Here is a 25,746-nt window from a genome sequence, read left to right on the forward strand (position 1 = left end):
CACAGGTCAAGTCAAAATTGAGTCAAAAGCAATCCAGCTTGTCTCTCAGCGCGGCAAGCGCCTTCTCCACGCGATCCACGCCAATCACTTCAATTCCGTCTATCGGCTGCTTGGGTGCGTTGCTGGCCGGCACAATCGCATGGGTAAAGCCGAGTTTTGCAGCTTCTCGCAGCCTTTCCTGCCCACGCGGTGCTGGGCGCAACTCACCAGACAAACCGATTTCGCCAAACACTACCAACTCTTTGGGCAAGCGTTTGTTGCGCAACGAGGACACCATGGCCAAAACAATCGCGAGGTCGGCCGCAGGTTCTGAAATTCGTACGCCGCCCACCGCATTGATAAAAATATCTTGATCAAAAAACTGAAGGCCCGCGTGGCGATGCATCACCGCCAACAACATGGCCAAGCGGTTTTGTTCAAGCCCAACCGATAACCTGCGCGGTGAAGGTGAATGCGAGGAATCCACCAAAGCCTGGATTTCAACCAACAATGGCCTGGCACCTTCTTGCGTGCACATTACACAGGAACCAGCCACCCATTCAGCCGTCTGCGACAAAAACAGGGCCGAGGGGTTGTTGACACCTTTCAAACCACGGTCAGTCATGGCAAACACACCCAGCTCATTCACTGCACCAAACCGGTTTTTAAATGCGCGCACCAAACGGAATGAAGATTGTGAATCCCCTTCGAAATACAGCACCGTGTCCACAATGTGTTCAAGCACACGTGGCCCGGCCAGTGTGCCTTCTTTGGTGACATGGCCCACCAAAATGGTGGTGATCCCCATGGCCTTTGCAAGCCGTGTCAGCTGACTTGCACATTCGCGCACCTGGCTGACCGATCCCGGCGCAGCGCTTAACTCGCTGGTGTAAAGGGTTTGAATGGAGTCAATCACCAACACTTGAGGTTTGTGTGTTTCAAGCTGGGCAACAATTTGCTCCAGCTGAATTTCTGTCAGTACATTCAGGTTGGTATGTTCCAACCCGAGCCGTTGGGCGCGCAAGGCAATCTGCCCGGCAGATTCTTCACCGCTAACATACAGAGCCGATGTGGTTTTGGCCAAGGTGACCATAGACTGCAAGAGCAAGGTGGATTTACCAATGCCAGGATCGCCACCCAGCAACACCACCATGCCGGGCACCATTCCACCTCCCAGCACACGGTCAAATTCGGGTACACCACTGCTGAAACGCGGGTGGTCTTGCGCTTGAATTTCGGAAAGCTTGATTACACTGCTGCTTTGCGCAGCCAGAGCCGCAAAGCGACTGTGCTTGGGCGGAGCTGCCGTGCTCACGGTCGATTCAACCAGCGTGTTCCAGCTGCTGCAATCGGTACATTGCCCCTGCCATTTGGCGAACACGGCACCGCATTCAGTGCACTGATATTGACTTTTAATTTTGGCCAAAATGGCGTGTCCCTTTTAGGTCTAGGCTTTAAAAAATGGCACGCGGGGCGCAATTGCGCACAACAGTTCATAGCCAATGGTGCCGCAACGGTCAGCCACGACATCGACAGGAATGTGCCCACCCCACAATTCAACTGTGCTGCCAACATTGGCATTCGGGATGTGGCTGACGTCGATGGTCATCATGTCCATCGACACGCGGCCTGCGACTGGCGCAACATGCCCTTCAACATACGTGGGCGTTCCGTCCGGTGCGTGGCGCGGGTAACCATCGGCGTAACCGCAAGCCACCACCGCGATACGCCCACTGTTGCTCGCTTCCCAACGCGAACCATAACCCACTCTGTCACCTTGTTTTACCTCTTGAATTGCAATAATTTCGCTGCTGAAAATCATTGCTGGCTTCAGGCCATAGTTGGCCGCTGCATCGGGACCAGGGGTGGCGCCATAAATAGCGATGCCAGGGCGGGCAATGTCACCGGCCAACATCGGAAAATTCAAACTACCGGCTGAATTGGCCAGGCTGCTTTGCCAATGGGCAGGCTTCAGTCCCATCAAGGCTTGATGCTGATGTTGCGCAAAAGGCAAGCGGACCCGCGGCTCCGCTTCATCTGCATTGGCAAAGTGCGTCATCAAAACTGGTGTGGGCCATTGATATTTCAGGGTGAACTCATCCAGCCGCTGAATGGCAGCTTGCGCTTGAGCAGACTGAAACCCCAAGCGATTCATGCCGGTGTTCAACTTCAAGAAAATTCTGGGCTTGTGTGCCGGTGCCTGCTTCGCAAGAACCTCCAGATCATCCAACTGCTGGTCATTGTGGACCACCCAATCACAACGTAACTCCAAGGCCTTGAGCAGATCGGCCTGGTCAAAACAGCCTTCGAGTAACACAATTGGCTTGTTCCAACCCAGGTGGCGCAAGCGGGTCGCGCCCTCAATTTCCAAAATGGCCAAGGCGTCAGCCTCGCGCAGGCCATCAATAATTCTTTCCAAACCATGCCCATAGCCATTGGCTTTCACCACTGGCATCACCGCGACATTGCCCAGCAATTCCTTGATTCTATTGATATTGGCAGAGATGGCGGCGGGTCTGACCACTGCACGTATGGGTCGCGGCATGGGCTGGCAATTGGTGGTTTAGGGGTTGGCTCGAACTTTATAAAAAAGGCATTGCTTAATACGCGAAGCGTCTGGATATGATATAACGCCTCAACACCGTTGAACGAGCAGCGAAACGGCGAAATCGCACTAAATGGATTTCGCTCAATTCACAGTTGAATGAAACCCGGCTTTTACACCATCATGGCGGCGCAGTTTTTCTCGTCGCTTGCAGACAATGCACTTTTGATTGCGGCAATCGCATTGCTGTTTCAGATCCAGTCGCCTGACTGGATGACCCCATTGCTGAAACTGTTCTTCGTGGTGTCGTACGTGGTGCTGGCCCCCTTCGTTGGCGGGTTTGCAGACACATTGCCGAAAGGCAGGGTCATGTTGATCACCAACTCCATTAAAATTGTGGGTTGCCTGATGATGTTCTTTGGCGTACACCCCCTGCTTTCTTACGCGGTGGTTGGGTTGGGCGCTGCAGCCTACTCACCCGCGAAATATGGCATCCTGACCGAGCTGTTACCACATGACAGGCTTGTAGAGGCCAATGGCTGGATCGAAGGACTTACAGTGCTATCGATTATTCTGGGCACCGTACTTGGTGGCATATTGATTGCGCCAAGCACTAGCCAGTACCTGATGCAGCTGCACATTCCAGGCGTGACCGACAATATGGACACGCCTGCAGAGGCTGCCATCTTTGTGATTACTTCAGGCTATTTGATCGCGGCTATTTTCAACTTCAAGATCCCAGACACAGGCGCTCGATACGAGCCACAGTTGAATCACCCAATCATCATGACCCGCAAGTTTTACGGCTGTGTAAAGCAACTGTGGAACGACAAACTGGGACAAATTTCACTGGCCGTTACCACGCTGTTCTGGGGTGCTGGGGCCACGCTTCAATTTATCGTGCTGAAATGGGCAGAAAGTGCCTTGGGCCTGCCTTTGGACAAAGGCGCAATTCTGCAAGGCGTTTGCGCATTCGGCGTGGCGGCCGGTGCTGTGGCCGCGGCCAAAATGATCCCGCTGAAAAAATCAATGTTGGTGCTGCCCATGGGTATATTAATGGGCATTGTTTGCATGACCATGGTGCTGGTGAACAATCAGGGCATGGCCTACCTGCTAATTACCGTGATCGGCGCACTGAGCGGATTTTTCGTGGTACCCATGAACGCTTTGCTGCAACACCGGGGCCATGTGCTGATGAGCGCTGGCCGATCGATTGCCATTCAAAATTTCAATGAAAATATTTCAGTGCTGACCATGCTTGCCATTTACGCCATCTTGATCAGTTTTGATGTGCATGTGAACAATGTGATTCTGATGTTCGGCGGCTTTGTGATGGCCACCATGCTGATGGTAATTCTGTGGCACCGCCGCAACCAGCGCCTGTACAACGTGGAAGCCCGAATAGGAGAGGACCGCCCTGTGGGCGTGCCTCTGTGACAGACGGCTTAAATTAAACCTTGCTGTTTCAACAACAACAAATCGTCCCACGCTTTTGATTTTTCCTCCGGCCTGCGCAACAGGTACGCTGGGTGGTAAGTAACCACTGCAGGAATATCAAGACCATCCAGGCTAACTTGGTGAACCAATCCCCGCAATTCGCCCACTGGCTTTTTGGTGTTCAGAAGGGTTTGAATTGCAAAGCGCCCAACCAGCAACAACACTTTGGGCCCACTGGCCTTGATTTGCTGAACCAGGTAGGGAGAACATTGGTCAATTTCTGCCTGCTCGGGATTGCGATTACCCGGTGGGTGGCACTTCACCACATTGGCAATATAGGTGTTGTTTGTACGGCTTGCGCCAATCGCTTTCAACATGCGATCCAACAATTGCCCTGACTTGCCCACAAATGGCAGGCCTGTCGCATCTTCTTCCACGCCCGGCCCTTCTCCCACCACCATCAGGGGTGCATGCGGTATGCCATCGGCAAATACGGTTTGCTTGCGGGTTTCGCACAAGCCGCATTGTTTGCAGGTGGCTACACTTTCTCGCAATGATTCAAGCGTGAGTGCTGCCGGCAAAATTGCATTGGTCCCCACGCTACTTGCGATCGTGTCCGGCTTTGACTCGCTTTCTTGGTTGCGCAATTCCCAAACAGGGCCGATACCCATGGCATTGAACAAGTCGGCTTTACTTCGAGTGCTTGTCATTCCGGTCAACCTGTAAATCGTTTGAACATCACCAAGGCGTCTTCGCGGCCCAGTTGAGACGGGTAATAATTCTTGCGGGCCCCAATCAATTTGAACCCCTCTTTCTCATACAGGTTTTTTGCAGTCACGTTGCTGGGCCTGACCTCCAGCAACATGCCGGTTGCATTGGCCAGTTTGGCCTGGCCAATGCCCCATTGCAACAAGTGCTTACCGTGCCCCAAACCTTGCAAATCGGCACGAATAGATATGTTCAGCAAGTGGTATTCATCCACCACATGCATCATGACAATGTAACCTGCAAGTTGCTCATCCAACCACATGCAGTGCATGTGATAACCCGCCCGCAAAGAGTCCAGAAAATTCCGGTCTGTCCAGGGAAACTCGTAAATCTGGTTCTCAACCAGAATTACAGCAGGCACATCAGCCTCTGTCATGGGTCGAATACTAAACAGCGCCATGCTTCAACGCCAATCGTTCAGTGGTGGTTTGGGCGACCTTGTCGCGAACATACAAAGGCTGACAATCAAACGGTGCAGCCACTCGACCTGCCAGGAATTCTTGCCATGCCAATTGTGCCAGGCGAATTGCGCACACGGCCCCCAGCAACACGTCTGGGCCTGGGTTGTGTAGGTGCGCATACAAATGTGCATCGCACACAGCCGGCCCCTGAATTTTTTGCAATTCGTGCATTGCCAACAAATGGGGTGGCTTGACCCATGCTGTGCCCTGTGCAGTTCGCTGAATGCAGGCTGCGTAAATTTCATGCAAACGTGCATCCATCAAAACCGTAACTGGCAGCTCTTGCTGCCAAGCAGGCAACAAGCATTCAAAGCTGCTCAACGGCACAGTGGGCACTTGCCAGGCCACAGCCAGGCCTTGGGCAATACCGCAAGCTGTGCGCAAGCTGGTAAAACCACCAGGGCCAATATCTACAGCAATTGCTACACACTGGGCAGGCTTTAAATTGCCGAGTTCAAGGTGATGCTGAATCAAGGGCAATAGTTGGGCAGACTGGCTTTTGTAATCAGTAATTTCAAAGTTGAACAAGTCCGCCGCATGCGCATTTAATTCAAGAGGCTCAGTGGCTGCAGCCACCTTGGCTACGCCTGAACTGGTACTAATCGCCAAAATAAAACGGGAAACCATCACTCGCCCTTCACCATCAACACCACAGCTTGCGCCTCAATGGCTTCCTTGCGCCCAAGGTAACCCAGTTTTTCGTTGGTTTTGGCTTTGATGTTGACTGCATCCAGTGGCAAGCCACAAAGGCTGCTCAAACTTGAGTGCATTGCTGCCATGTGGGGGGCAAGTTTTGGGCTTTGGCAAATCAAAGTGGAATCGATATTAATCAAGGTAAACCCCTTACGCCTGGCTTTCTCGATCACGTTTTTTAACAGCACGCCACTGTCAGCCCCTTCAAACTGGGGGTCCGTGTCAGAAAAGTGGGTGCCAATGTCGCCCATGGCGCAGGCCCCCAAAATTGCATCAGTAATAGCGTGCAACAAGGCATCTGCATCGGAATGACCCAGCAAACCGAGCTCGGAAGGAATGTGTACTCCTCCCAAAATCAGCCGACGCCCTTCGACCAGGCGATGTACGTCATACCCCTGCCCCACTCTCAAGCGGCCAATTTCACTCATTCAAAATTCTCCTGATGCAAACCAAGCAATCTGGCCACTGTCCGCAAATCTTCAGCTTGGGTAATTTTCATGTTTTCCACATGCCCCGGAACGATTAGGGGACCAATGCCCAGGGTTTCAATCGCACTGGCATCGTCGGTTAACTGGGCACCTTTGTACAAGCACTCGGAAATAGCCATGCTAAGCGCTTGTGCCCGAAACATTTGCGGCGTCTGCGCCGCCCACAAGTGGTCTCTGGGTACAGTGTGTTGGGCAATCACCTCGCCTTCTTGGGCCAAGCTGGTTTTCTTCAAGGTATCCGCCACAGGCACAGCCAACAACGCGCCCGCAATGTGTTCACTGCCTTGGTCAATCAGACTTTTCAAAGCTGCAGCACTTAAACCAGGGCGGGCAGCATCGTGCACTAAAACCCAATCGGTTTCACTAACCAGAAAATTTTCAAGCAAATGGTTCAGGCCATTGAGAACGCTGTTCACACGCTCCTGCCCACCCAATGGCAAGCATTCCACCCGTGGGTTGCCTCGAAACAGCGCTGTGGCGGTCGAGTCGTCACTGGCCACCACCACAAATACCCGTTCCACACGTGGATCGGCCAACAAGGCCTCAACGCTGCGCTCCAGCACGGTTTTTGCGCCCAGCATGGCGTATTGCTTTGGGAGACTTCCGCCAAAACGACGCCCCGCACCACCTGCGGGCACCAAACCAATGTACTTGGCAATTCTTGCCATGAAAGCCTGTTCCTATGCGGGCACTTGCCGCCGTATAATACGGGCCTTGATTCACCGACCCAAAACCCGAACTTGACGCCCACTGGAAAACCAGCATGGTTGCAGTATCCAAGCGGGCGAACTTTATGCTTTCATATTTTACTTCTTCTTTTCAGCTAACCGGCGGCCACAGGCTCAGCTTGGCGCACCCGCCCGGAAGTGCCGACGCTTTTTTGCTGGCGCAATTGTGCACACAGGCCCAGCAGCAAAACAAGCTTTGCCTGATCACCTGCGCCAACCCGCACGATGCCACTCGCCTGCAAGAAGAAATCACCCTGTTTGCCCCCACCCTGAAGGTGCATTACCTGCCAGACTGGGAAACCCTGCCCTACGACAGTTTGTCAGCCCACCAGGACTTGGTATCCGAACGACTTGCCACGCTTTACCAAACCCAGCGGGGTGATCTGGACGTGCTGATCACAGCAGCCAGCACGGCCATCCAGAAGCTGGCACCCCCTTCATTTTTGGCCGGCAGCACCTTCTACTTCAAAACTGGCGACAAACTGAATGAAAAGAAGTTGCGTGAACAACTGACGATTGCAGGCTATAACCATGTTTCACAGGTCATGACACCCGGTGAATACTGTATTCGCGGCGGCATTATCGACTTGTTTGCAACCGGCACTGCGTTGCCGTTTCGAATTGATTTGTTTGATGATGAAATTGAATCCATCAAAACATTCGATGTAGACACCCAACGCAGCCTGTACCCTGTGCGGGAAATGCGCCTGCTGCCTGGCCGCGAATACCCCATGGATGAACAAAGCCGCGCGCAGTTTCGCAGCAAATGGCGTGAACGGTTTGAGGGCGACCCCTCGAAAATTTCCATATACCGCGACATGGGCACAGGCGTGGCCAGCGCAGGCATTGAGTATTATCTGCCCCTGTTTTTTGAGAACACCGCCAGCCTCGTTGATTACCTGCCCAAAAAAGAACTGGTGTTTATTCAACATGGCGACGTCGACCAAGCCTTGCAAACATTTTGGGCAGATACCCAAAGCCGTTTCGATTTTCTATCGAAAGACATTCAACGCCCAATTCTGCGACCTTCCGAAATTTACCTGAATGCCACTGAATTTTTCAGCAGTTTCGAGAATGCTGCACGCGTGAATTTGTCGGCATCCAAAAATGCCTTGGTACCGGAATACAGCGGCGCGCTGCTGCCCGATCTGGCTGCAGATCGCAAAGCTGACGACCCAATTTTCAAGTTCCGCAACCTGATCGAACGAACGGGTGCTGGAAGCTACAAACAAGTCATCATGGTGGCCCCAAGCGATGGTCGCCGCGAAACCCTGAATCAGTATTTTCTGGAACACAAACTAAAGCCCCACCAAACAGAAACACTGCAAGGTGCACTGGAAAGTGGCGAACGTTTTGTACTGTGCACCGCAGTGCTCGACCAAGGATTTGGCGTACACCGCGGGCTGGAAGCGCAAGTTGCGTTCGTCACGGAAGCAGAATTATTCTCGCTTTCACCCCGCCGCCGCGGCGCACGCAGGCAACAGGAAAGGCAAAGCAACGTTGAATCCATGATTCGCGATTTGTCGGAACTGAAAATTGGCGACCCGGTAGTGCACCAGCAGCATGGCATAGGCCGCTACAAAGGCCTGATCAGCATGGACCTTGGTGAAGGCGCATCTGAATTCCTGCACCTTGAATATGCCAATGGTTCGAACCTGTTTGTGCCGGTTGCCCAACTGCATGTGATTGCCCGCTACAGCGGCGCTGACCCGGAAAACGCGCCAGTACATGCCCTGGGTTCAGGCCAATGGGAAAAGGCAAAAAAGAAAGCGGCAAAAATGGTGCGCGACACCGCAGCCGAATTGCTCAACCTGTATGCCCGCCGCGCGCTGCGTAAAGGCCATGAATTCAAGTTAAGCATTGGAGACTACGAAGCCTTTGTTGAAAAATTCGGCTTTGAAGAAACCGCGGACCAGGCCGCAGCCATTCGCGCTGTCATTGCCGACATGACTTCCCCCCGCCCCATGGACCGCCTGGTGTGCGGCGACGTGGGTTTTGGAAAAACCGAAGTGGCCTTGCGTGCTGCTTTCGTCAGCGTAATGGATGGCAAACAGGTTGTGCTACTGGCCCCCACTACGTTGCTGGCCGAACAGCATTTTCAAACATTCTCAGACCGCTTCTCGGATTGGCCTGTGAAGGTGGTTGAATTGTCGCGTTTCAAATCGCCCAAAGAAATTCGTGACGCAGTTGAATTAATCAACAGTGGGCGTGCCGACATCATTATTGGTACCCACAAGGTGCTGAGTTCCGAGGTGGAGTTTTCACGCCTTGGCTTGGTGATTATTGATGAAGAACATCGTTTTGGTGTGCGCCAAAAAGAAGCGCTGAAAAACCTGCGTGCTGAAGTAGACGTGCTTACGCTGACGGCAACACCCATTCCACGCACCCTGGCCATGAGCATGGAAGGCATTCGCGATTTTTCGGTGATTGCCACTGCACCGCAACGCCGCCTGTCGATTAAAACCTTTGTGCGTCGCGAAACCGACAGCGTGATTCGTGAAGCTGTGCTGCGTGAATTGAAACGTGGCGGGCAGGTGTACTACCTACACAATGAAGTGGACACCATTGAAAATCGCCGAGAAGCGCTTGAGAAAATATTGCCTGAAGCACGAATCGGGATTGCCCACGGGCAAATGAACGAACGTGACCTTGAACGTGTGATGCGCGATTTTTATCAACAGCGCTTCAACGTGTTGTTGTGCACCACCATCATTGAAACCGGTATTGATGTACCCACCGCCAACACCATTGTCATTCACCGTGCAGATAAATTCGGCTTGGCCCAATTGCACCAGCTGCGCGGCCGGGTTGGGCGAAGCCACCACCAGGCCTATGCCTACATGATGGTGAACAACGAAGAAGGCTTGAGTAAAAACGCAGAGCGTCGCCTCGAGGCTATTACCATGATGGAAGACCTGGGCAGCGGTTTTTACCTGGCCATGCACGACCTTGAAATTCGTGGCGCCGGTGAAGTGCTGGGCGCCAACCAAAGCGGCAATGTGCACGAGGTGGGTTTTCAAATGTACACCGACATGCTGAACCACGCCGTGCGCAGTTTGCGTGCTGGCAAAGAACCCGATTTAACCGCACCACTGAACGCCACGGTAGAAATTAACCTGCATACGCCTGCCTTGCTACCCGAAGATTACTGCCCCGATGTGCATGAACGCCTCACGCTATACAAGCGCCTTGCCAGCACCGAAGAAATGGACTTTGTTTCAGAGGTGCAAGAGGAATTGATTGACCGCTTCGGCAAATTGCCTGATGCAGCAACAGCACTATTGGAAACGCACCGTTTGCGCATTCTGGCCAAACCACTGGGCATTGCAAAAATAGACAGTTCAACCGACGCAACAGTGGTGCAGTTTGATGCCCAACCCAATGTGGATGCTGGCAAAATTATCTTGATGATTCAAAAAGAAAAAGACATGAAACTGGCTGGTGCTGAACGCTTGCGCATCACGCGCAGTTTCCCGAAAGTCAGCGACCGTGTACAGTTTCTCAAAGGTTTGATCAAACAACTGGCTTGAATTCATGACCCACAACGCTGGCAAATACAACATTTGGTTGCACTTGTTGGGCGCAGCCCTTATTGGTTGCGCATTTCTCAATGCAGCCACCGCCAAAGCAGCGGAAAGCCCGACGGCTGGCGATGCTGGAATGGCCGTGTACAAAGCGCTTTTACCGAAGGCCGAGGCAGGCGACGCAGAAGTACAAACCACACTGGGCTTGATGCGCTTACGCGGCGATGTAGTAGAACGCGACCTGAAAGTTGCACGCGTATGGCTGGGTAAAGCAGCCCTTCAGAACCACACCCCCGCTCAATATTATTTGGGCCAGTTACTGCTGCTTGATGTGTTCAACGCCAAGCAAAGCGATTTGAACAAACAGTTGACCGAGGGTATGGGTTGGTTACGCCGCGCATCGCGAGACCAACACAACCCATCGCAATTGCTGTATTCACAAACTGTGCTTGAAAGCCAATTGGAGAGCCCGTTCGGACACAGCAAAATTGAAGCCCAGCAGCATCTTGCTTCCTGCGCAGAAATATACGTTCCCTGTACACAGTACGCCTTAAAGCGACTCGACCAAGGCAAGGAAGAGGTTTACTGCCCCAACAACGAATTCTGCGAACAGAAAAAACGCCTGCTTTACACATTGGCCAATGCAGGCGACGCCAACGCGCGCTACCGGTTGAGCAAATTTGAAGGTGAAGACCGCATGTTTTGGGTGCGGCGTGCTGCGCGCTTGAATCACCCGAAAGCCAGCCATGAATTGGCCGAGTTGGTATTGAAAAATGAAGTGCCCCTGCAACCCGAAGACCCTGCCGTGCTGGCCCTGCTCAACACAGCCGCACAACAAGGAGTGCTTGAATCCATGCACCTGCTAGGCAACCTGCTTTACGAAGGAACACGATTTCCTGTCAACAAGTCCCTGGGGTTACAATGGTTAAACCTTGCGGCGCAACGGGGCCACAAACCCTCGATTGAACTCTTGGCACAACTTCAAGAGCCCGCCGGCAACATTCCTGCAACTGACAAGGTAGAATCCGCGCAACCCACGGAGAGCACACCATGAGCCGACTATTCTTTTCCTCGCAAACATTAAGCACAGCACAAGTACACACAGCCCTGGATGCACTGAACCTGCCTACGCTTGGTGTAGAAACGCTAAACCAACAAGCCTGCATTGAAATTCCAGAAGCCTACACCCTGCCCAAAGCTGCAATTACCGACACCTTGCGACCATTAAGCCGTGCACATCAATTTGACTTTGCAATTCTGGAAGCCGAGTTTCAGGCCAATGAGTTCAAGCTGTTGGCCATGGACATGGACAGCACCTTGATTACCATTGAATGCATTGACGAGATCGCCGACTTCGCAGGCAAGAAAAAAGAAGTATCCGAAATTACTGAAGCTGCCATGCGCGGCGAGATCAAAGATTTTTCGGAAAGCTTGAACCGCCGCGTGGCCTTGCTCAAGGGCGTGCCGGAAAGCTGTCTGCAATCCGTATTTGAAGAACGCCTGCGTTTGTCACCAGGCGCTGAACAGTTGATCGCCTACGCAAAAGCCCACAATTGGAAAACATTGTTGGTCAGTGGTGGCTTCACATTTTTCACAGACAAAATGAAAGAAGTATTGGGGCTGGATTACACCCGCTCCAACACACTTGAAATTGTAGATGGGCATTTGACAGGCCGTGTGCTGGGCACCATTGTGGATGCAGAAGTAAAACGCGAAACCGTGTTGGAAACCTGCACAATATTGGGCTGTGAGCCCTCACGCGCCATTGTGGTGGGCGATGGATCGAACGATTTGAAAATGATGGAAATTTCAGGTGCCAGCGTGGCTTTTCATGCCAAGCCAGTGGTGCAGGAGAAAACAGATTTTTGCATCAACCATGGCGGCTTGGACACAATATGCAAGTGGTTTGAGGCAAACGCATAACTCATTCAAATTACCCTCCAACAAATGAACTTTCTGGAAATGGCATGCAACACAGTCGGTCACAGATCACCGAAGCAAATGTTGCATGCTCCCTACACCGGAATCATCGTCCCTTCTAAAAACCGCGCTGCAAGGCCATAGGCGCTGGCTAAAAGTTTTAATCGCTTTCAGCGCCGCAATTAACCTTTTGGCACTTACACCCAGCATTTACATGATGCAGGTGTACGACAGGGTATTAAGCAGCCAAAGCCAATCCACACTACTGGCACTCACTGCCTTGGTTGTTGGGCTTTACATCCTTGCAGGCATGCTGGAACACCACCGCGTCGCCACCCTGACCCGAATTGGAAATGCTCTTGAACAGGAATTCGGCGCCAGGCTGCACACTGCGGCGTTTCAACGTGCCCTAAAAACGCAGGGAAAAGACAACACCGGGCAAGCCATTCGCGATTTCTCCGCAATTCGTCAATTCATGACCAGCCAGGGTGCCATTGCCCTGTTCGATACTCCGTGGGTGTTGTTCTACATCACATTGCTGTTCGCATTTCACCCCTTGTTTGGATTGATGGCACTTTGCTGCGTAGCAATCTCGATCACATTAAGCTGGCTTCACCTTCGAAGCACACGCCCTTTCGAGGAACAAACCAACGCACTGGGCATTCTCAGTGCGAACACCATGAACTCGACCCTTCAAAACGCCAACTCCATTCAGGCCATGGGAATGCTACCCACCGTTCAAACCGAATGGCTGAGTATTCAAAACGAGCAAACCAACCACCACACCGGGTCTGCCGATGCTTCCTCGGTGTGGACGAACAGCGGCAAATACTTCCGCATGTTTGTGCAAAGCGCAGCCCTTGGGCTTGGTGCTTATTTGGTATTGAATCAATCACTCAGCGGCGGGATGATGATTGCCGCTTCGATTTTAATGGGCAAGGCACTTGCCCCGGTCGACATATTAAGCAGTGCCGCCAAAGCATTAACCGGTACACGCCAGGCGTATGAACGCCTGAATAAATTGCTCAACAGCAGCCCGCAGACCCGCGAATTAACCGAATTGCCCACACCCAAACCTGTGATTGAATGCCGCAACATGTACCTGGCAGCGCCTTTGTCAGGCCTATGGCTTTTAAAAAACATTCTCTTACAAATACCTGCGGGAAGTACCGTGGGTATAATCGGCCCCAGTGGGTCGGGTAAAACCAGCCTGCTTCATGCACTGGCAGGCATTCTGCCAATTTCCCAGGGCTGCCTGGAAATTGATGGTGCCGACATTGCACAATACCCCCGCAGTCAACTGGGTGCATGGACAGGTTACCTGGCCCAGCATGTTGAACTGTTTGAAGGCACAGTTGCACAAAATATTGGTCGCTTTGAACACAACAACGACGAACACATCGTACAAGCCGCTATGGCAGCAGGCGTACACGAACTTGTATTGAAACTACCCAAAGGCTACAACACACCACTGGGTGCACAGGGCGAAGGCTTATCGGGTGGCATGCGTCAACGAATAGGGCTTGCTCGGGCCCTGTACAAAAAGCCACAACTGTTGCTGCTCGACGAACCCAACGCTCATCTTGATGAAGCAGGTGAAGCCGCTTTGGCCAACGCACTGGTGCAGCATCAACAACACGGCAACACTGCCATTGTAGTAACCCACAAAAAATCGATTCTGCGCGTGTGCAACAAATTGCTGGTTCTTCGCGACGGTGAAGTATCCGTGTACGGAAACACCCACGAAGTACTCACACATCTTCAACAACAACCCCCTACACAGCTGACAAGAGTAAAAAATGCATAACGAACTCGACATCAAAAAAGTGTCCCGCAGAGGCCTTGTTACTCTGATTGTCGGTTTCATCGGCTTCGTGGTGTGGGGCAGCCTTGTGGCCATGGACAGAGGCGTGGTGGTAAACGGCACACTCACCTTTCATGGGGAACGCAAAACCATTGTGCACCCCCACGGCGGCGTGGTTGAAAAAATATGGATTACCGAAGGGCAACTGGTACAACAGGGCCAAACACTGATCAGCCTGAACAACACTGACAGCCAAACCCAGCTGAACGCGCTTCAGGTTCAACGCAAAGCACTGTTGGCAAAGATGGAACGGCTTCAAAAAGAAACGGGCAACAACCTCGAAACCACCATAAAGCCTGAAACCACGGGCAAAGCCGCTGACCCGTTTCAAACCCGGCAACACGAAGCAGAAGCAATGCTGTACGCGAGCCGCCAACGTGCCTTGCAAAACGACATTCGCATGCTTGAACTGGAAAGCGGCACCGCCCAAAACAACATGACTGCGCAAAACAATTCACAACGCAGCAAACAACAACAGTTGGAAAGGTTGAAACAACAACACCTTGGCATGGCAGACATGGTGGCCAAAGGCTACATGCCTGCCAACCGGCTTGTAGAACTGCAAGGCCAAATCAGCGCGCTGGAAGTGGCACTGGCTCAAGATGAAATTCAAATCAGCCAACTGAATGCCACCATACGCAACGCAAAACTGAAAAAGCAGCAACTTCACAACCAGCTGCAAACAGAAAGCCAAACCGTACTGGCCGATGTGCAAGCCGAACTGGCCGCGCTGGATGAGCAAATTCAGCGCATCGCGTTTGTTGTTCAACACACCAACATTCAAAGCCCGGTGGCTGGCCAGGTATTGGGATTAAAGCTATTTACGCAGGGCAGCGCCATGCCAGCGAACACACCGATCATGGACATTGCACCGAATGGCAGCGAACTTGAAATTAGCGCAGAACTTGAACCTGCAATGGTTGATCAGGTAAAAGCCGAACAGCCAGTTACCATTCGTTTCAGTGCCCTTAAAACAGCACAAACGCTGGAAGTTGAAGGTGTTTTAAATCGCGTAGGCGCAGACCAGTTAAGCAACCCCACCACAGGCATGCCCTACATCCCCGTGAATGTTCGCCTGACACAAAAGGCGTTAGAAGAAATTGCACAACACCGTATACAGGCAGGTGTGCCGGTTGAGTTATTGATTGTAACTGGCGAGCAAACGCTAATGCAGTACCTGTTCAAACCGATTACAGACAGGCTATTTAGTGCCATGCGGGAGCATTAACACCATGGCACTCAAGCTGAAAAACATGTTGAAACTATTTGCAGCTGTGTGCTGCTGGTGGGCACTTTCGCCTTCAGCACACGCAAAAAGTGTTGAACAATTGCTGCAATACGCCATTGAAACATCTCCCGAGGTAGCCACGGCCAAGGCTCAAATGCAGGTTGCACAAGCTGACCTGAAAATAAGCGAAGCCGCCTGGCTTCCCCAAGCCAGCGCGCGGCTATACAACGGCGTAGGCGATACCAAGCAATCCAACCCGTTTGCCAACCAGCGCAATGCGAACGAAACCATTCAGAACAACAGCATCTCCCTTCAACAGAGTATTTACAACAAACCCGCTTCCATTCAAATTGAGCAAACTCAACTCACCGTTCAAGAAGCCGAGTTGCGCCATACTTTGGTTGTTCAAGCCACCATTCAGAACTGGCTGGCCAAGCTAATGGACTACAAACAAAGCAAGGCTTTGCTGAACCTGACCGAACACAAACAACAAACAGCCCTGCTTCAAAAAGAACATGTAGAACAAGGTTTGATGAACGGTGAAAACAGCGCACTGGAACTTGCCAGCGCAGAATCAGAGGCTGCCCTGCGCCAGGCCGAGCATGTGCAGGCCGAGCAGGCGGTGAAGCAGCGCTTGTGGGAACTCTCGCAGCTAACCGGGCAAGAAGTGGTTCCGGCATGGGTTGATGATATTGAATTCAACATGCCCCCTACCCGGCACAACGAAAAGGAACTTGAACAGGAAGTGCTTCAGAACAACCTGGGCTTGAAAATTCAGCAGTTGTACAAGCAAGCCGCTACTCTGGAAATTAACAAAGCAAATGGGCAACACCACCCCACCCTGAAACTGGTGGCCCAATATTCGCAAAGCCAATCAGAAACAGTCAGCACCCTGGGCAACAGGGTTGAACAAAACGTGCTAGCCATTCAAATGGACATTCCTTTGTTCAACGGTTTTGCTACCCAGGCACAAACTGAAAAGGCAGCAGCCAGCCTGAACCAGCAGCATGCTGACTACAACAAAACCACCGCCCAGGTGTTGCGCGATACCCAGGCCGCCCACAGGCAACTGAACAGTGCCACCCATTTGTGGAAAGCCTATACACAGGCAGACCATGCGGCCACACAACAACAACTGGCCATTGAAACCGCCATTAAGCACCAGCTGGCCACACCGCTTGATTTGGCTAAAGCCAAAGAAAAACTGACTGAACTTCAAATGAAAAAAATGGAACACCTACTGGCAGCCAACAAGGCTTACTTGCTGGTTCATGAGTTGACCGGGAAATTGGATATTGAAAGTGCTTTGGAGCGCTTATCAAAGCGGGAATAGAGGTGATGTGTAACCCGGAAGAATGGGGTTAACTTGACCACTTTTGAGTTTACTGAACAAACCGATACTCTACTCAGGCGTGCAACTATGCGCTTTTTTAAAGGACGAACATCCAATGCCCAAGACCGACTCGCCTAGGCTGTCAAGCAAACCGCAACCAAAGCACAAGTCCAGCACATCACAGCAATTCGCAATCAGAAAACTGGTCAATTAAAGCGATCAACGATTTAGTTGAAAAATAAAAGTGCTTTTGTTCGCCACTTATCTTACTGAAATAATGGATTTTTAAATGAAAAATCATATTTTTAAAAAAGACATCAATAAATTTTTTTATTCCAGGAAATTTTTGGTATTCGCGTTATTTGTTTTTATGATTATTTCAATCCTTTTTGCTGCAAAAAAAACCGTCGAGCAGCAACAACAACAATACAAAGACGTTACTGCTAATTTTTGTGAAGAAGGATGCACATATCGTTTCCCAAAAGAACTAAAACCAAGAGTGCTATCACCGAGTGATAAATATCCAGTAGTAACCCTAGAATTTCCTTTTAAAGAAGAATTAATTCCCATATTCATAAACAGAAAAATCTATTTAAGCTATCCAGAAAACTATGTTGAAAGCGATAAAGACAAAACTCCATATATCGTTAAAGAATCCGATGTTATAGATAAGTTTTACAAAAACAAATATCAATATTTTTATACCGACAATCAAAGAAAAATTGTTCTTCGCAACAACACTTTTACTATTGCAACAGAGCAAAAAATAGAGAAGGACATTAATTTGTTGTACTTCGTACCATCAGAATTTTTTTCAGATGCGACAATGATTAACAAAGAAATTAACAGAAAACTAGACTCCATGAAGGTAAAAAATACAAATGAATAATGTTCTCATCTCAAACGAAGAAAAATCAATCCTTAGAAAATATCTTGAAGATGGTAATTTTCCAGAAGGATATCGATATCTGAAGTCAGTTATTGACGGAAAAATTACAACCGAAACAGACGAGAGCAATCTTGATCAGCTAAACAAGCTATCAAACTGGTTAGATAGTGCTGCATCAATCAATTCAAATGATGGTTCATTCGTTAGTGAATTTGTTTACAACGCCACCAATAACTTTTCTTTGTTGGAAAAGGGTGCGCCTATAACTCGCGAGAGATTTCAAGCGGCTTCAGATGAACTAGCAACGAATGTTTTTAATAGCTTTCTTACTAATAAAGCAAATTTTACTTTTATTATAGAGCAAGATGTTCAGGTTGCTATTAAAGATCTTGAATTACCCAGATGGGGCTGGGCTGGTACATTTGGCGATGGATTTCCAATATTTTTGTTCGGTCTTGGTCAAAACGTCGTTGAGGTGGGTGGTGCTTCAACTTTTGAATACTTGGCGAACTTAGCGAAAGTATTGATTGCCAACAATTACGCTTTTAATACCGCCGTAGCAGTGTCCTCGGGCAAGTTTATCGGGAATGTACTTCACGAGTCCTATCAAGCCAGCTTGATTCGAGCAAATGAGTTGGCTCAAATACTTGATATCTACCAAGACTCCGACGACGAATCCAGCTGCCCTATTATTCTGGACCTGGATGGCGATGGTGTAGAAACACTGAACATGGCCGACACCTCCGTTTACTTTGATCACAACAACGATGGCTTTGCCCAGCGCACCGGTTGGGCTGGTGCAGACGATGGAATACTGGTGCGCGACCTGAATGGCAAAGGGCAAACAGACAACGACCACCTGCAAACCTCAAGCTACACCACCACCGATGGGCAAGTTCGCGAGGCGCACGACGTGTGGTTTGCCACCAACCGCAGCGATTCCGTTCAACTGGCTCAAATTGAAGTGCCCGACAACATTCTGGCCATGATCAACCTGCAAGGCATGGGCACGCTGCCCAGCCTGCACAACGCCATGGTGATGGACACCACGGTGCCGCTGATTACCGCGTTGACTACAGAGTACGCCAAAGCAGCGTAACCTAAACATCAAAACAAATACCTCTAGCGAGTGGCGGCGTTAACCCAACCATTTTTGCACTTGTTGTTGATTCAACTATTCTTGACAATCAACGCAGATTTGCCTGATTTGAACCCAGCCAGCACGACACTTTTGCAAATACACGCACAGGAAACAACGCCATGCCCTTCGTCAATGAATACATTCCGGAAGCCGACAAACCACGCTACGAAGCGATTGAAAACGCGGTAATCAAACGCACCAGCTGTGTGGGACATAGTCGCGCCCGAAGCTGGACGATTGACCGGGAGCGGGACCTATTCCTGACCAAAATCAAAGGGGGGGGGTGATATTGATCGTCGTTGTTTCAGGGCTTATATTTTTTACAATGCCGGGCGAACGTTTTACATTGAAACCTGGCTGCTCGATACCGTGGGCGGCGACAAAGTGGGTCAGCCCCGAATTACAACAGAACGAATCGACCTGTTCAGTGAAATGGATGAAACCGGGCATTTCTTCAAACACGACATTGAATCCGACAACGGTGAAACACTGGCCTTTCTGAAGGACGCATTCACTGCAAGACGTGGGTCGGGTGTACTCAATACAGAAAGCTGTGAATACATCAGCATTCTGGAACTGGGCCAAGGGGTATAAAACATGAGCACACTCACCTTGCAAGCTGCTTATCAGGAACTGGCAAACAACTTCGCCTTTTACACCAACCCGGCCAATCGGCAAGCCCTGTTGGCCTTAACAGAACAACTTAATGCCACCAACAGCCCGGGGGCTACAACACTGGCCTACAGCGACCCAACGAGCAGTGGTCTGCATAATGTCAACGTACAGAATTTGTCTTCCGCTTTTGATGTGCGGCAAGAACAAGTTGGTACCCCAAACAATGCTCTTGTGAGCAGTATGCGGCTAGCTAATACCATCTATGACAAATTGCGATATGCCCAAGCAGCCTGACTACCAAACCAGAACAATAATTCTGGTGGGTGACAGCGTTACCCTAGCCATTTTTTATGCTTATATTCATCATACATTTTTGAACTCAAAGCGAATTAACCACCACTAACTCTATTTGGCCCGATACTTTCGAGATCAAAAATGGTTCTTCTGTATTGCAGAAAAAATCAAATAAAAAAGGTTTGATATGAAACATAAAAAATATGTTGAGTTTTCTGTATCTCTTCTTTTTTTTCTAACTATTTTTTTATTCTTAATGTCTTACAAGATAAATAATTTAAATCTTGAAAAGATAGGACTTCTGACCTTTTTTTCAAGCGCAATAATAAATGCATTTTACTGGAAAGGAATATATTTAAAAATAAATCGTCCAGTGCAATCACTTAAAGAGGCAACAGATTTTTTAAATAAATTCTCAAAAAAAACCTCTTCATTAATAAATTTTTTTATAAGACCTCATTTTAAAGACCCAGAGTTTTCTGAATATAAATTCCGTTCGCTTGAGAAGAAAGATATTGTTTCTGCAATACTAGTATTGTCTGATGATAGATCATCACTGATACCAATTTTGTTAATAATTGTTTTTTCCGTTTTGATTTATGGCATTGATGGAATTTATTATGAAAGATATTATTTAAAATCACCTTTTTTCCATGACGTAATGTCCTATTTAATAATTATTCTCATTACATTTATTTTTTGGGCGCCGACATCATATTCAATTTCATCCTATTTACTAAAAAGGGAAGCAAGATGAGCCTAATAAAACACGGTTTTATCATTACTCAACAAGGAATCATCGCAATAGAGTACAGCTCAACAGTCGGCGCATATAACGCATTAAGCCAAATTACTCGTCAAATCGCCGATGATGCGGCCCGCGTGGCGGATGTTTGGCAAAACTCAGATAGCTTGATCGACTTTACACAAAACTTAACAAGAGGCCAAGGTTGGGATGCTGCTAAAGTTGTCGGAGCAGTTGCTTTTGGTGTGGCAACGGCAGCAGCATTGCCAATAATTATTTCTTCGCTCCCGTTCGCAGGCGCCGGAGCATTGGCAGCAACTTTGGCAAATACAGGTGGTGCAATTGCATTAAGTGGAATCGCAGGTTACTACGCGGGACTGATTTATGAGGACGCATTTAATCAAGCCTCTACGATTGGGCGCGCTATTTCCGGCTCTCTGGAGCCGTTGAACATACCGTTGATTGATGACCACAGCGACGAGGTTCTTGATGTTTTACATTTCATCCAATCCATCTACCAAGACTCCGACGACGAATCCAGCTGCCCTATTATTCTGGACCTGGATGGCGATGGTGTAGAAACACTGAACATGGCCGACACCTCCGTTTACTTTGATCACAACAACGATGGCTTTGCCCAGCGCACCGGTTGGGCTGGTGCAGACGATGGAATACTGGTGCGCGATTTGAACGGCAACGGTCAAATTGACAACGGTGGCGAACTGTTTGGTGACAACACACTGGTCAACGGCGTGCGTGCGGCCAACGGCTTTGAAGCGCTTAAAGCGCTGGACAACAACAAAGACGGCAAATTCAGCAGCGCCGATACCGCATGGAACACCGTGAATGTGTGGAAAGACAGCAATTCAAATGGCAGCGTAGACAGCGGTGAAATGCTGACCCTGACACAGGCCAAGGTGGCCTCAATTAATCTAGATTACAACTTCTGGTCACCGAACGACAACGAAGCCGACAACGACCACCTGCAAACCTCGAGCTACACCACCACCGATGGGCAGGTTCGCGAGGCGCACGACGTGTGGTTTGCCACCAACCGCAGCGATTCCGTTCAACTGGCTCAAATTGAAGTGCCCGACAATATTCTTTCCATGATCAACCTGCAAGGCATGGGCACGCTGCCCAGCCTGCACAACGCCATGGTGATGGACACCACGGGCGGGCTGAAACAGTGGGTTGAACAATTGGAAGCCAAATTGTTTGCACCACAAAACACAGCCCCACTGACACCAGCGGAATTGTATGCCAACACCCGCACCTTGATGTTTAAATGGGCTGGTGTAGACCACCTGCCCGGCGATGATTACATGGAAACGCTGGATACCCGCGAACTTACCTTGATTGAAAAAGTCTTGGGGGTAACACCAGAAGAATCATTCAAGGCCACAGTGCGCCCGGGCAATGTGAGCGTACAGAATTTGTCTGCGGCCTTTAACCTGCTGCAACAGCAAGTGACCAACGACATTTTGAAGCAAACCACCTTCAAGCCAGTGTTCGATTCAATCAATCTGAAGTTCAATGAAACTTCGAGCCAGATTGAATTTGATTTGACCCAGACTGCCGCGGTGTTGAGGCAGCTTGTTGCTAACGCCGAGGCAATTGATCAAATTACATGGGTTGCCCTGTTCAAGAAAGCACTTGGTTTGTCGGTAGCCACCCCAGAGAACACGCTTTCAACTGGCTTGGCGCAAATTTACTCAAACGACCCCCAGTTCAAAGATATTTGGAACGCTGCGCCTGTGGGCTATCTGCTTGTGGGCTCTGATTCATCCGATACCGTCTACAACTTTGATCACCCAAGCTTCCAGGCGCAGCCTTTGCTGCAAAATGGTGGTGAAGGCAATGACACCCTTCAGGCCTTCCAATCGCGTCCAGCTACTCTGGGTGGCGGCGATGGCGATGACAAACTGATTGCAGGCACAGCCAATGATCTATTGATTGGAGGGAAAGGCAACGACACACTTGAAGGCCAGGACGGTGCAGACACCTATTGGTACTTTAAAGGTGATGGTCGTGATGTCATCCACGTGGGCAACACGGGCAGCACCGCCAATGACACCTTGGTGCTAAAAAACATCAAATCCACCGATGTTGTGCTACAGCAATCACTGCTGAATTTGGTAATTACATTCAAGGGAACGGACAGCGGTTCAATCACGATTGAGAACCACTTCAATCACTGGAATTCACAAAACTACGAGTTAGGTAAAATCGAATTTTCTGACGGTGTTGTGTGGACCAAAGCGACCATTGCAAGCAAGGTGCTTGCACCCACTGCCGGAAACGACACACTGATCGGCACAAAGGCTGCAAACACCATTGCTGGCAACGCGGGCGACGACACAATCAGCGGTGGTGAAGGCAATGACACACTGCGCGGCCTGACAGGCAACGACATTCTGAATGGCGATGGTGGCAACGATAGCCTGTATGGCGGTACCGACCACGATCAACTGCATGGTGGCACTGGTGACGACATGCTGTACGGTGAAGCGGGTACAGATTCACTTTATGGCGACAACGGTAATGACACCTTGCAGGGTGGGCACGGCGATGACTATCTTGAGGGTGGCAATGGCAATGACACTTTCGTTTACCAAAATGGCGATGGCCGAGATGTGATTAGCAAAAATTACAACGAAACTAACAACACTGAAACACTGAAGCTTCTTGACCTGCTACCTTCACAAGTCAAATTTTTCAGAGAGTACAACGACCTTCTTATTCAGGTTTCAGGATCCAGCAATGATGTTATTCGCATCAGTGGGCATTTCGATGCGTTTGGAGCGGGTCAACATTACCTTGACCGCATTCAGTTTGCCGATACCAGCATTATGCCCAGCAGCACCTTCAGCAGTATGGCAACCCAATACACGGACAACACGCGAACCGTGAATGGAACAAATGCCGCCGAGGCGCTTTCAGGCAACAACCAAAATGACATGATTTATGCAGGCGCAGGCAATGACAAATTAACGGGTGGTGTGGGTGACGATTACTTGGCTGGCGAGGCAGGCAATGACACCTATGTGTTCAGGAAGGGCCACGGACGCGACATCATTCATGTTTTGGGCGGATCAAGCACAGGTTTGTCAGAAATTGAAACCCTGCATCTGATTGATACAAATTCAACCGATGTTCTGTTGGTTAGAAATGACCTGAATGATTTGCTGGTTTACATCAAAAGCAGTCCGAATGATTTGGTAACCGTGCTAGGTCATTTTGAGCAAGTAGATTCGGGTGCCGCCGCAATTGATTCAATCGTTTTCGCCGATGGCATTACCTGGAATGCAAGCACCATTCGCGGCAAGGTGAATGTGAAAACAACAAGCAACGACAATATTCAAGGTTACTCAACAAACGACACTCTATACGGTGGTGATGGCAACGACCAAATTACTGGTAATAGTGGCTTAGACACGCTCCATGGAGAAAACGGCAACGACTATCTGGATGGTGGAAGCGGCAACGACAAACTGTACGGTGGCGAGCACCATGATGAACTCCATGGCGGCGATGGAGACGACACCTTGCGTGGCGATGCTGGCAATGACACGCTGTACGGCGGGCTTGGCAACGACGTGCTGGAAGGTTCTGCAGGCGACGATCGCTTGATGGGAGAGGAAGGTAACAACACTTACCTGTACTACCAAAACCATGGGCACGATGTAATTGCCAATGGCGATACGTCAGGTATTAACACACTTCGACTGGTCAACATTAACCAGAATGATATTGTGCTTCGCCGGGAATACGGCAACTTGAGTATTCAGTTCAAGAATAATTCCGGTGATCAAATCACCGTGGAGAATCATTTTTACTACGGCGACATGGTCTCGAATTACTCGCTGGACCGAATTCAATTCGCGGATGGTTCAATTTGGAACACGGAGAGAATAAATGCAGAAGCACTGAAAGGAACGGTGAACAATGATTTGATTGAAGGGTTTGATACACCCAACACCATAGATGCCGGCGATGGAAACGACCAAATTTATGGTGGGTATGACAATGACCAGCTGACTGGTGGTGCTGGTAATGATTCAATTTCTGGCAACTTCGGCAATGACACCATTTTTGGTGGCATTGGCAATGACTTTGTGTATGGTAATGAAGGTGACGATTTTATTTGGGGCAACGCAGGTGCAGACACCTTGGACGGCAACGAAGGCAACGACACGATTCAGGGTGGAACTGGCACAGACATCATGACTGGTGGGGAAGGCTCAGACACTTTCATCGTAAAAGCTGGTGATGGAAAAGATGCAATTATCGCGACCTCTTACTCTACGAATCCAGAAGATTTCGACACCCTGAGCTTTACTGATCTATCATCCGCGCAGCTGACTTTGCGACGAGTCTATGATGATTTGGTAATTACCAATTCAGTAAACTCTACGGATGAGGTTCGGGTTTCCGGTCATTTCGTCGATGAAGGTTTTAATACAGATTCACTCGACTTGATCAAAACTTCGGATGGGGTGCAATGGAATGCCAGTACCATTCGCACCATGTCACTTAAGGCCAGCAATGGTTCGGACACCATCATTGCCTTCTCAAGCGCTGACGTGGTTCGTGGCTTGAGCGGAAATGATTTAATTGATGGAAAAGCCGGAAATGATCAACTGTTTGGTGATGCTGGCTCAGATACTATTTACGGAGGTGATGGAAGTGATCGCATTTCGGGCGGCACTGGCAACGACTTACTTTATGGTGGCAACGGAAACGACACGTTTACGTTCAACAAAGGGGATGGCCGAGATATGGCGTACGTCAACGAGGCCTTTGGCGGCAACGCAACAGAAACATTGATTCTCGGCAACATGAATAGTACAGAGGTTAACTTGCTGCGTTACAACGGCTCTTTGTATGTGCAGCAGAAAAACTCAATCAGCGACCATGTTCAGATCGTCAGTCATTTTGCTGGAGGAGCAAATGCGTTGGACAAAATTATTTTTGCCGATGGGCTGGCTTGGGACACTGCAACCATAAACGCGATGAGCGTGAATGCGCCAGTAGATCCAGATTCGGTTTGAACAAATCAACAATGAAAAAGGCATTTGAATTTCAAATGCC

At 49.8% G+C, this 25,746-nt stretch carries 21 protein-coding genes; 14 read left to right on the forward strand and 7 right to left on the reverse strand.

Annotated elements, in window-relative coordinates; all coding sequences use genetic code 11:
* Nucleotides 1-22 precede the first annotated feature (22 nt).
* Nucleotides 23-1,405, reverse strand: coding sequence for a DNA repair protein RadA (radA, locus tag PY990_RS08610; RefSeq protein WP_275271266.1), 1,383 nt, complete (start codon nucleotides 1,403-1,405; stop codon nucleotides 23-25).
* 21 nt (nucleotides 1,406-1,426) lie between these two features.
* Nucleotides 1,427-2,524: an alanine racemase gene (alr, locus tag PY990_RS08615; RefSeq protein WP_275271267.1), complete on the reverse strand. Its 1,098-nt coding sequence runs from the start codon at nucleotides 2,522-2,524 to the stop codon at nucleotides 1,427-1,429.
* A 159-nt stretch (nucleotides 2,525-2,683) separates the two neighbouring features.
* On the opposite strand from alr, the gene lplT reads away from it, so the two are divergent.
* Nucleotides 2,684-3,961 (forward strand): lysophospholipid transporter LplT, encoded by a 1,278-nt coding sequence (lplT, locus tag PY990_RS08620; RefSeq protein WP_275271268.1) that lies wholly within the window; start codon nucleotides 2,684-2,686, stop codon nucleotides 3,959-3,961.
* Between the two features lie 8 nt (nucleotides 3,962-3,969).
* On the opposite strand, the gene PY990_RS08625 is transcribed toward lplT, so the two are convergent.
* From PY990_RS08625 to ispD, 5 genes are read right to left on the reverse strand one after another with little or no spacing between them, the layout of a single operon-like run.
* Nucleotides 3,970-4,671 (reverse strand): uracil-DNA glycosylase, encoded by a 702-nt coding sequence (locus PY990_RS08625; RefSeq protein ID WP_275271269.1) that lies wholly within the window; start codon nucleotides 4,669-4,671, stop codon nucleotides 3,970-3,972.
* 5 nt (nucleotides 4,672-4,676) lie between these two features.
* Nucleotides 4,677-5,129 carry a ribosomal protein S18-alanine N-acetyltransferase gene (gene rimI / locus PY990_RS08630; protein WP_105029314.1) on the reverse strand — a complete coding sequence of 151 codons (453 nt, stop codon included), beginning with the start codon at nucleotides 5,127-5,129 and terminating at the stop codon, nucleotides 4,677-4,679.
* Nucleotides 5,116-5,817: a tRNA (adenosine(37)-N6)-threonylcarbamoyltransferase complex dimerization subunit type 1 TsaB gene (gene tsaB / locus PY990_RS08635; protein ID WP_275271270.1), complete on the reverse strand. Its 702-nt coding sequence runs from the start codon at nucleotides 5,815-5,817 to the stop codon at nucleotides 5,116-5,118. The genes rimI and tsaB overlap by 14 nt, the downstream gene beginning before the upstream one ends.
* A complete protein-coding gene (gene ispF, locus PY990_RS08640) occupies nucleotides 5,817-6,311 on the reverse strand; it encodes a 2-C-methyl-D-erythritol 2,4-cyclodiphosphate synthase (protein WP_171099480.1) in 495 nt (164 codons plus the stop codon). The genes tsaB and ispF overlap by 1 nt, the downstream gene beginning before the upstream one ends.
* Nucleotides 6,308-7,039 carry a 2-C-methyl-D-erythritol 4-phosphate cytidylyltransferase gene (gene ispD, locus PY990_RS08645; RefSeq protein WP_275271271.1) on the reverse strand — a complete coding sequence of 244 codons (732 nt, stop codon included), beginning with the start codon at nucleotides 7,037-7,039 and terminating at the stop codon, nucleotides 6,308-6,310. The genes ispF and ispD overlap by 4 nt, the downstream gene beginning before the upstream one ends.
* 125 nt (nucleotides 7,040-7,164) lie before the next feature.
* Between ispD and mfd the strand changes: the two genes are divergently transcribed.
* The 13 genes from mfd to PY990_RS08710 all read left to right on the forward strand — a co-directional run bounded on the left by mfd (nucleotide 7,165) and on the right by PY990_RS08710 (nucleotide 25,706).
* Complete coding sequence (gene mfd / locus PY990_RS08650) at nucleotides 7,165-10,629, forward strand: transcription-repair coupling factor (RefSeq protein ID WP_275271272.1); 3,465 nt, start codon at nucleotides 7,165-7,167, stop codon at nucleotides 10,627-10,629.
* A gap of 4 nt (nucleotides 10,630-10,633) precedes the next feature.
* Nucleotides 10,634-11,677, forward strand: coding sequence for a tetratricopeptide repeat protein (locus PY990_RS08655; RefSeq protein WP_275271273.1), 1,044 nt, complete (start codon nucleotides 10,634-10,636; stop codon nucleotides 11,675-11,677).
* Entirely contained in the window at nucleotides 11,674-12,546 is an 873-nt protein-coding gene (gene serB, locus PY990_RS08660) for a phosphoserine phosphatase SerB (RefSeq protein ID WP_275271274.1), read from the forward strand. The genes PY990_RS08655 and serB overlap by 4 nt, the downstream gene beginning before the upstream one ends.
* An 85-nt stretch (nucleotides 12,547-12,631) precedes the next feature.
* Nucleotides 12,632-14,350, forward strand: a complete 1,719-nt coding sequence (locus PY990_RS08665; RefSeq protein WP_275271275.1) for a type I secretion system permease/ATPase — start codon at nucleotides 12,632-12,634, stop codon at nucleotides 14,348-14,350.
* Complete coding sequence (locus PY990_RS08670; protein ID WP_275271276.1) at nucleotides 14,343-15,635, forward strand: HlyD family type I secretion periplasmic adaptor subunit; 1,293 nt, start codon at nucleotides 14,343-14,345, stop codon at nucleotides 15,633-15,635. Before PY990_RS08665 ends, PY990_RS08670 begins: the two co-directional genes overlap by 8 nt.
* Nucleotides 15,636-15,660: 25 nt before the next feature.
* On the forward strand, nucleotides 15,661-16,968 hold the full coding sequence (locus PY990_RS08675) for a TolC family protein (RefSeq protein ID WP_275271277.1): 1,308 nt from the start codon (nucleotides 15,661-15,663) through the stop codon (nucleotides 16,966-16,968).
* A 289-nt stretch (nucleotides 16,969-17,257) separates the two neighbouring features.
* Nucleotides 17,258-17,857: a hypothetical protein gene (locus PY990_RS08680; protein WP_275271278.1), complete on the forward strand. Its 600-nt coding sequence runs from the start codon at nucleotides 17,258-17,260 to the stop codon at nucleotides 17,855-17,857.
* Nucleotides 17,850-18,956, forward strand: coding sequence for a hypothetical protein (locus PY990_RS08685; protein WP_275271279.1), 1,107 nt, complete (start codon nucleotides 17,850-17,852; stop codon nucleotides 18,954-18,956). Before PY990_RS08680 ends, PY990_RS08685 begins: the two co-directional genes overlap by 8 nt.
* A 161-nt stretch (nucleotides 18,957-19,117) precedes the next feature.
* The gene (locus PY990_RS08690) at nucleotides 19,118-19,285 is read left to right on the forward strand and encodes a hypothetical protein (protein ID WP_275271280.1); all 168 of its coding nucleotides are present in this window, start codon (nucleotides 19,118-19,120) and stop codon (nucleotides 19,283-19,285) included.
* A gap of 82 nt (nucleotides 19,286-19,367) precedes the next feature.
* Entirely contained in the window at nucleotides 19,368-19,592 is a 225-nt protein-coding gene (locus tag PY990_RS08695) for a hypothetical protein (protein WP_275271281.1), read from the forward strand.
* Nucleotides 19,593-19,595: 3 nt separating this feature from the next.
* Nucleotides 19,596-19,907, forward strand: coding sequence for a hypothetical protein (locus PY990_RS08700; RefSeq protein WP_275271282.1), 312 nt, complete (start codon nucleotides 19,596-19,598; stop codon nucleotides 19,905-19,907).
* Nucleotides 19,908-20,094: 187 nt separating this feature from the next.
* Entirely contained in the window at nucleotides 20,095-20,664 is a 570-nt protein-coding gene (locus tag PY990_RS08705) for a hypothetical protein (protein ID WP_275271283.1), read from the forward strand.
* A gap of 296 nt (nucleotides 20,665-20,960) precedes the next feature.
* Complete coding sequence (locus PY990_RS08710) at nucleotides 20,961-25,706, forward strand: calcium-binding protein (protein WP_275271284.1); 4,746 nt, start codon at nucleotides 20,961-20,963, stop codon at nucleotides 25,704-25,706.
* Nucleotides 25,707-25,746: the final 40 nt, after the last annotated feature.

The sequence above is a fragment of the Limnobacter olei genome, from assembly GCF_029087225.1.
Taxonomy (GTDB): Bacteria; Pseudomonadota; Gammaproteobacteria; order Burkholderiales; family Burkholderiaceae_B; genus Limnobacter; species Limnobacter olei.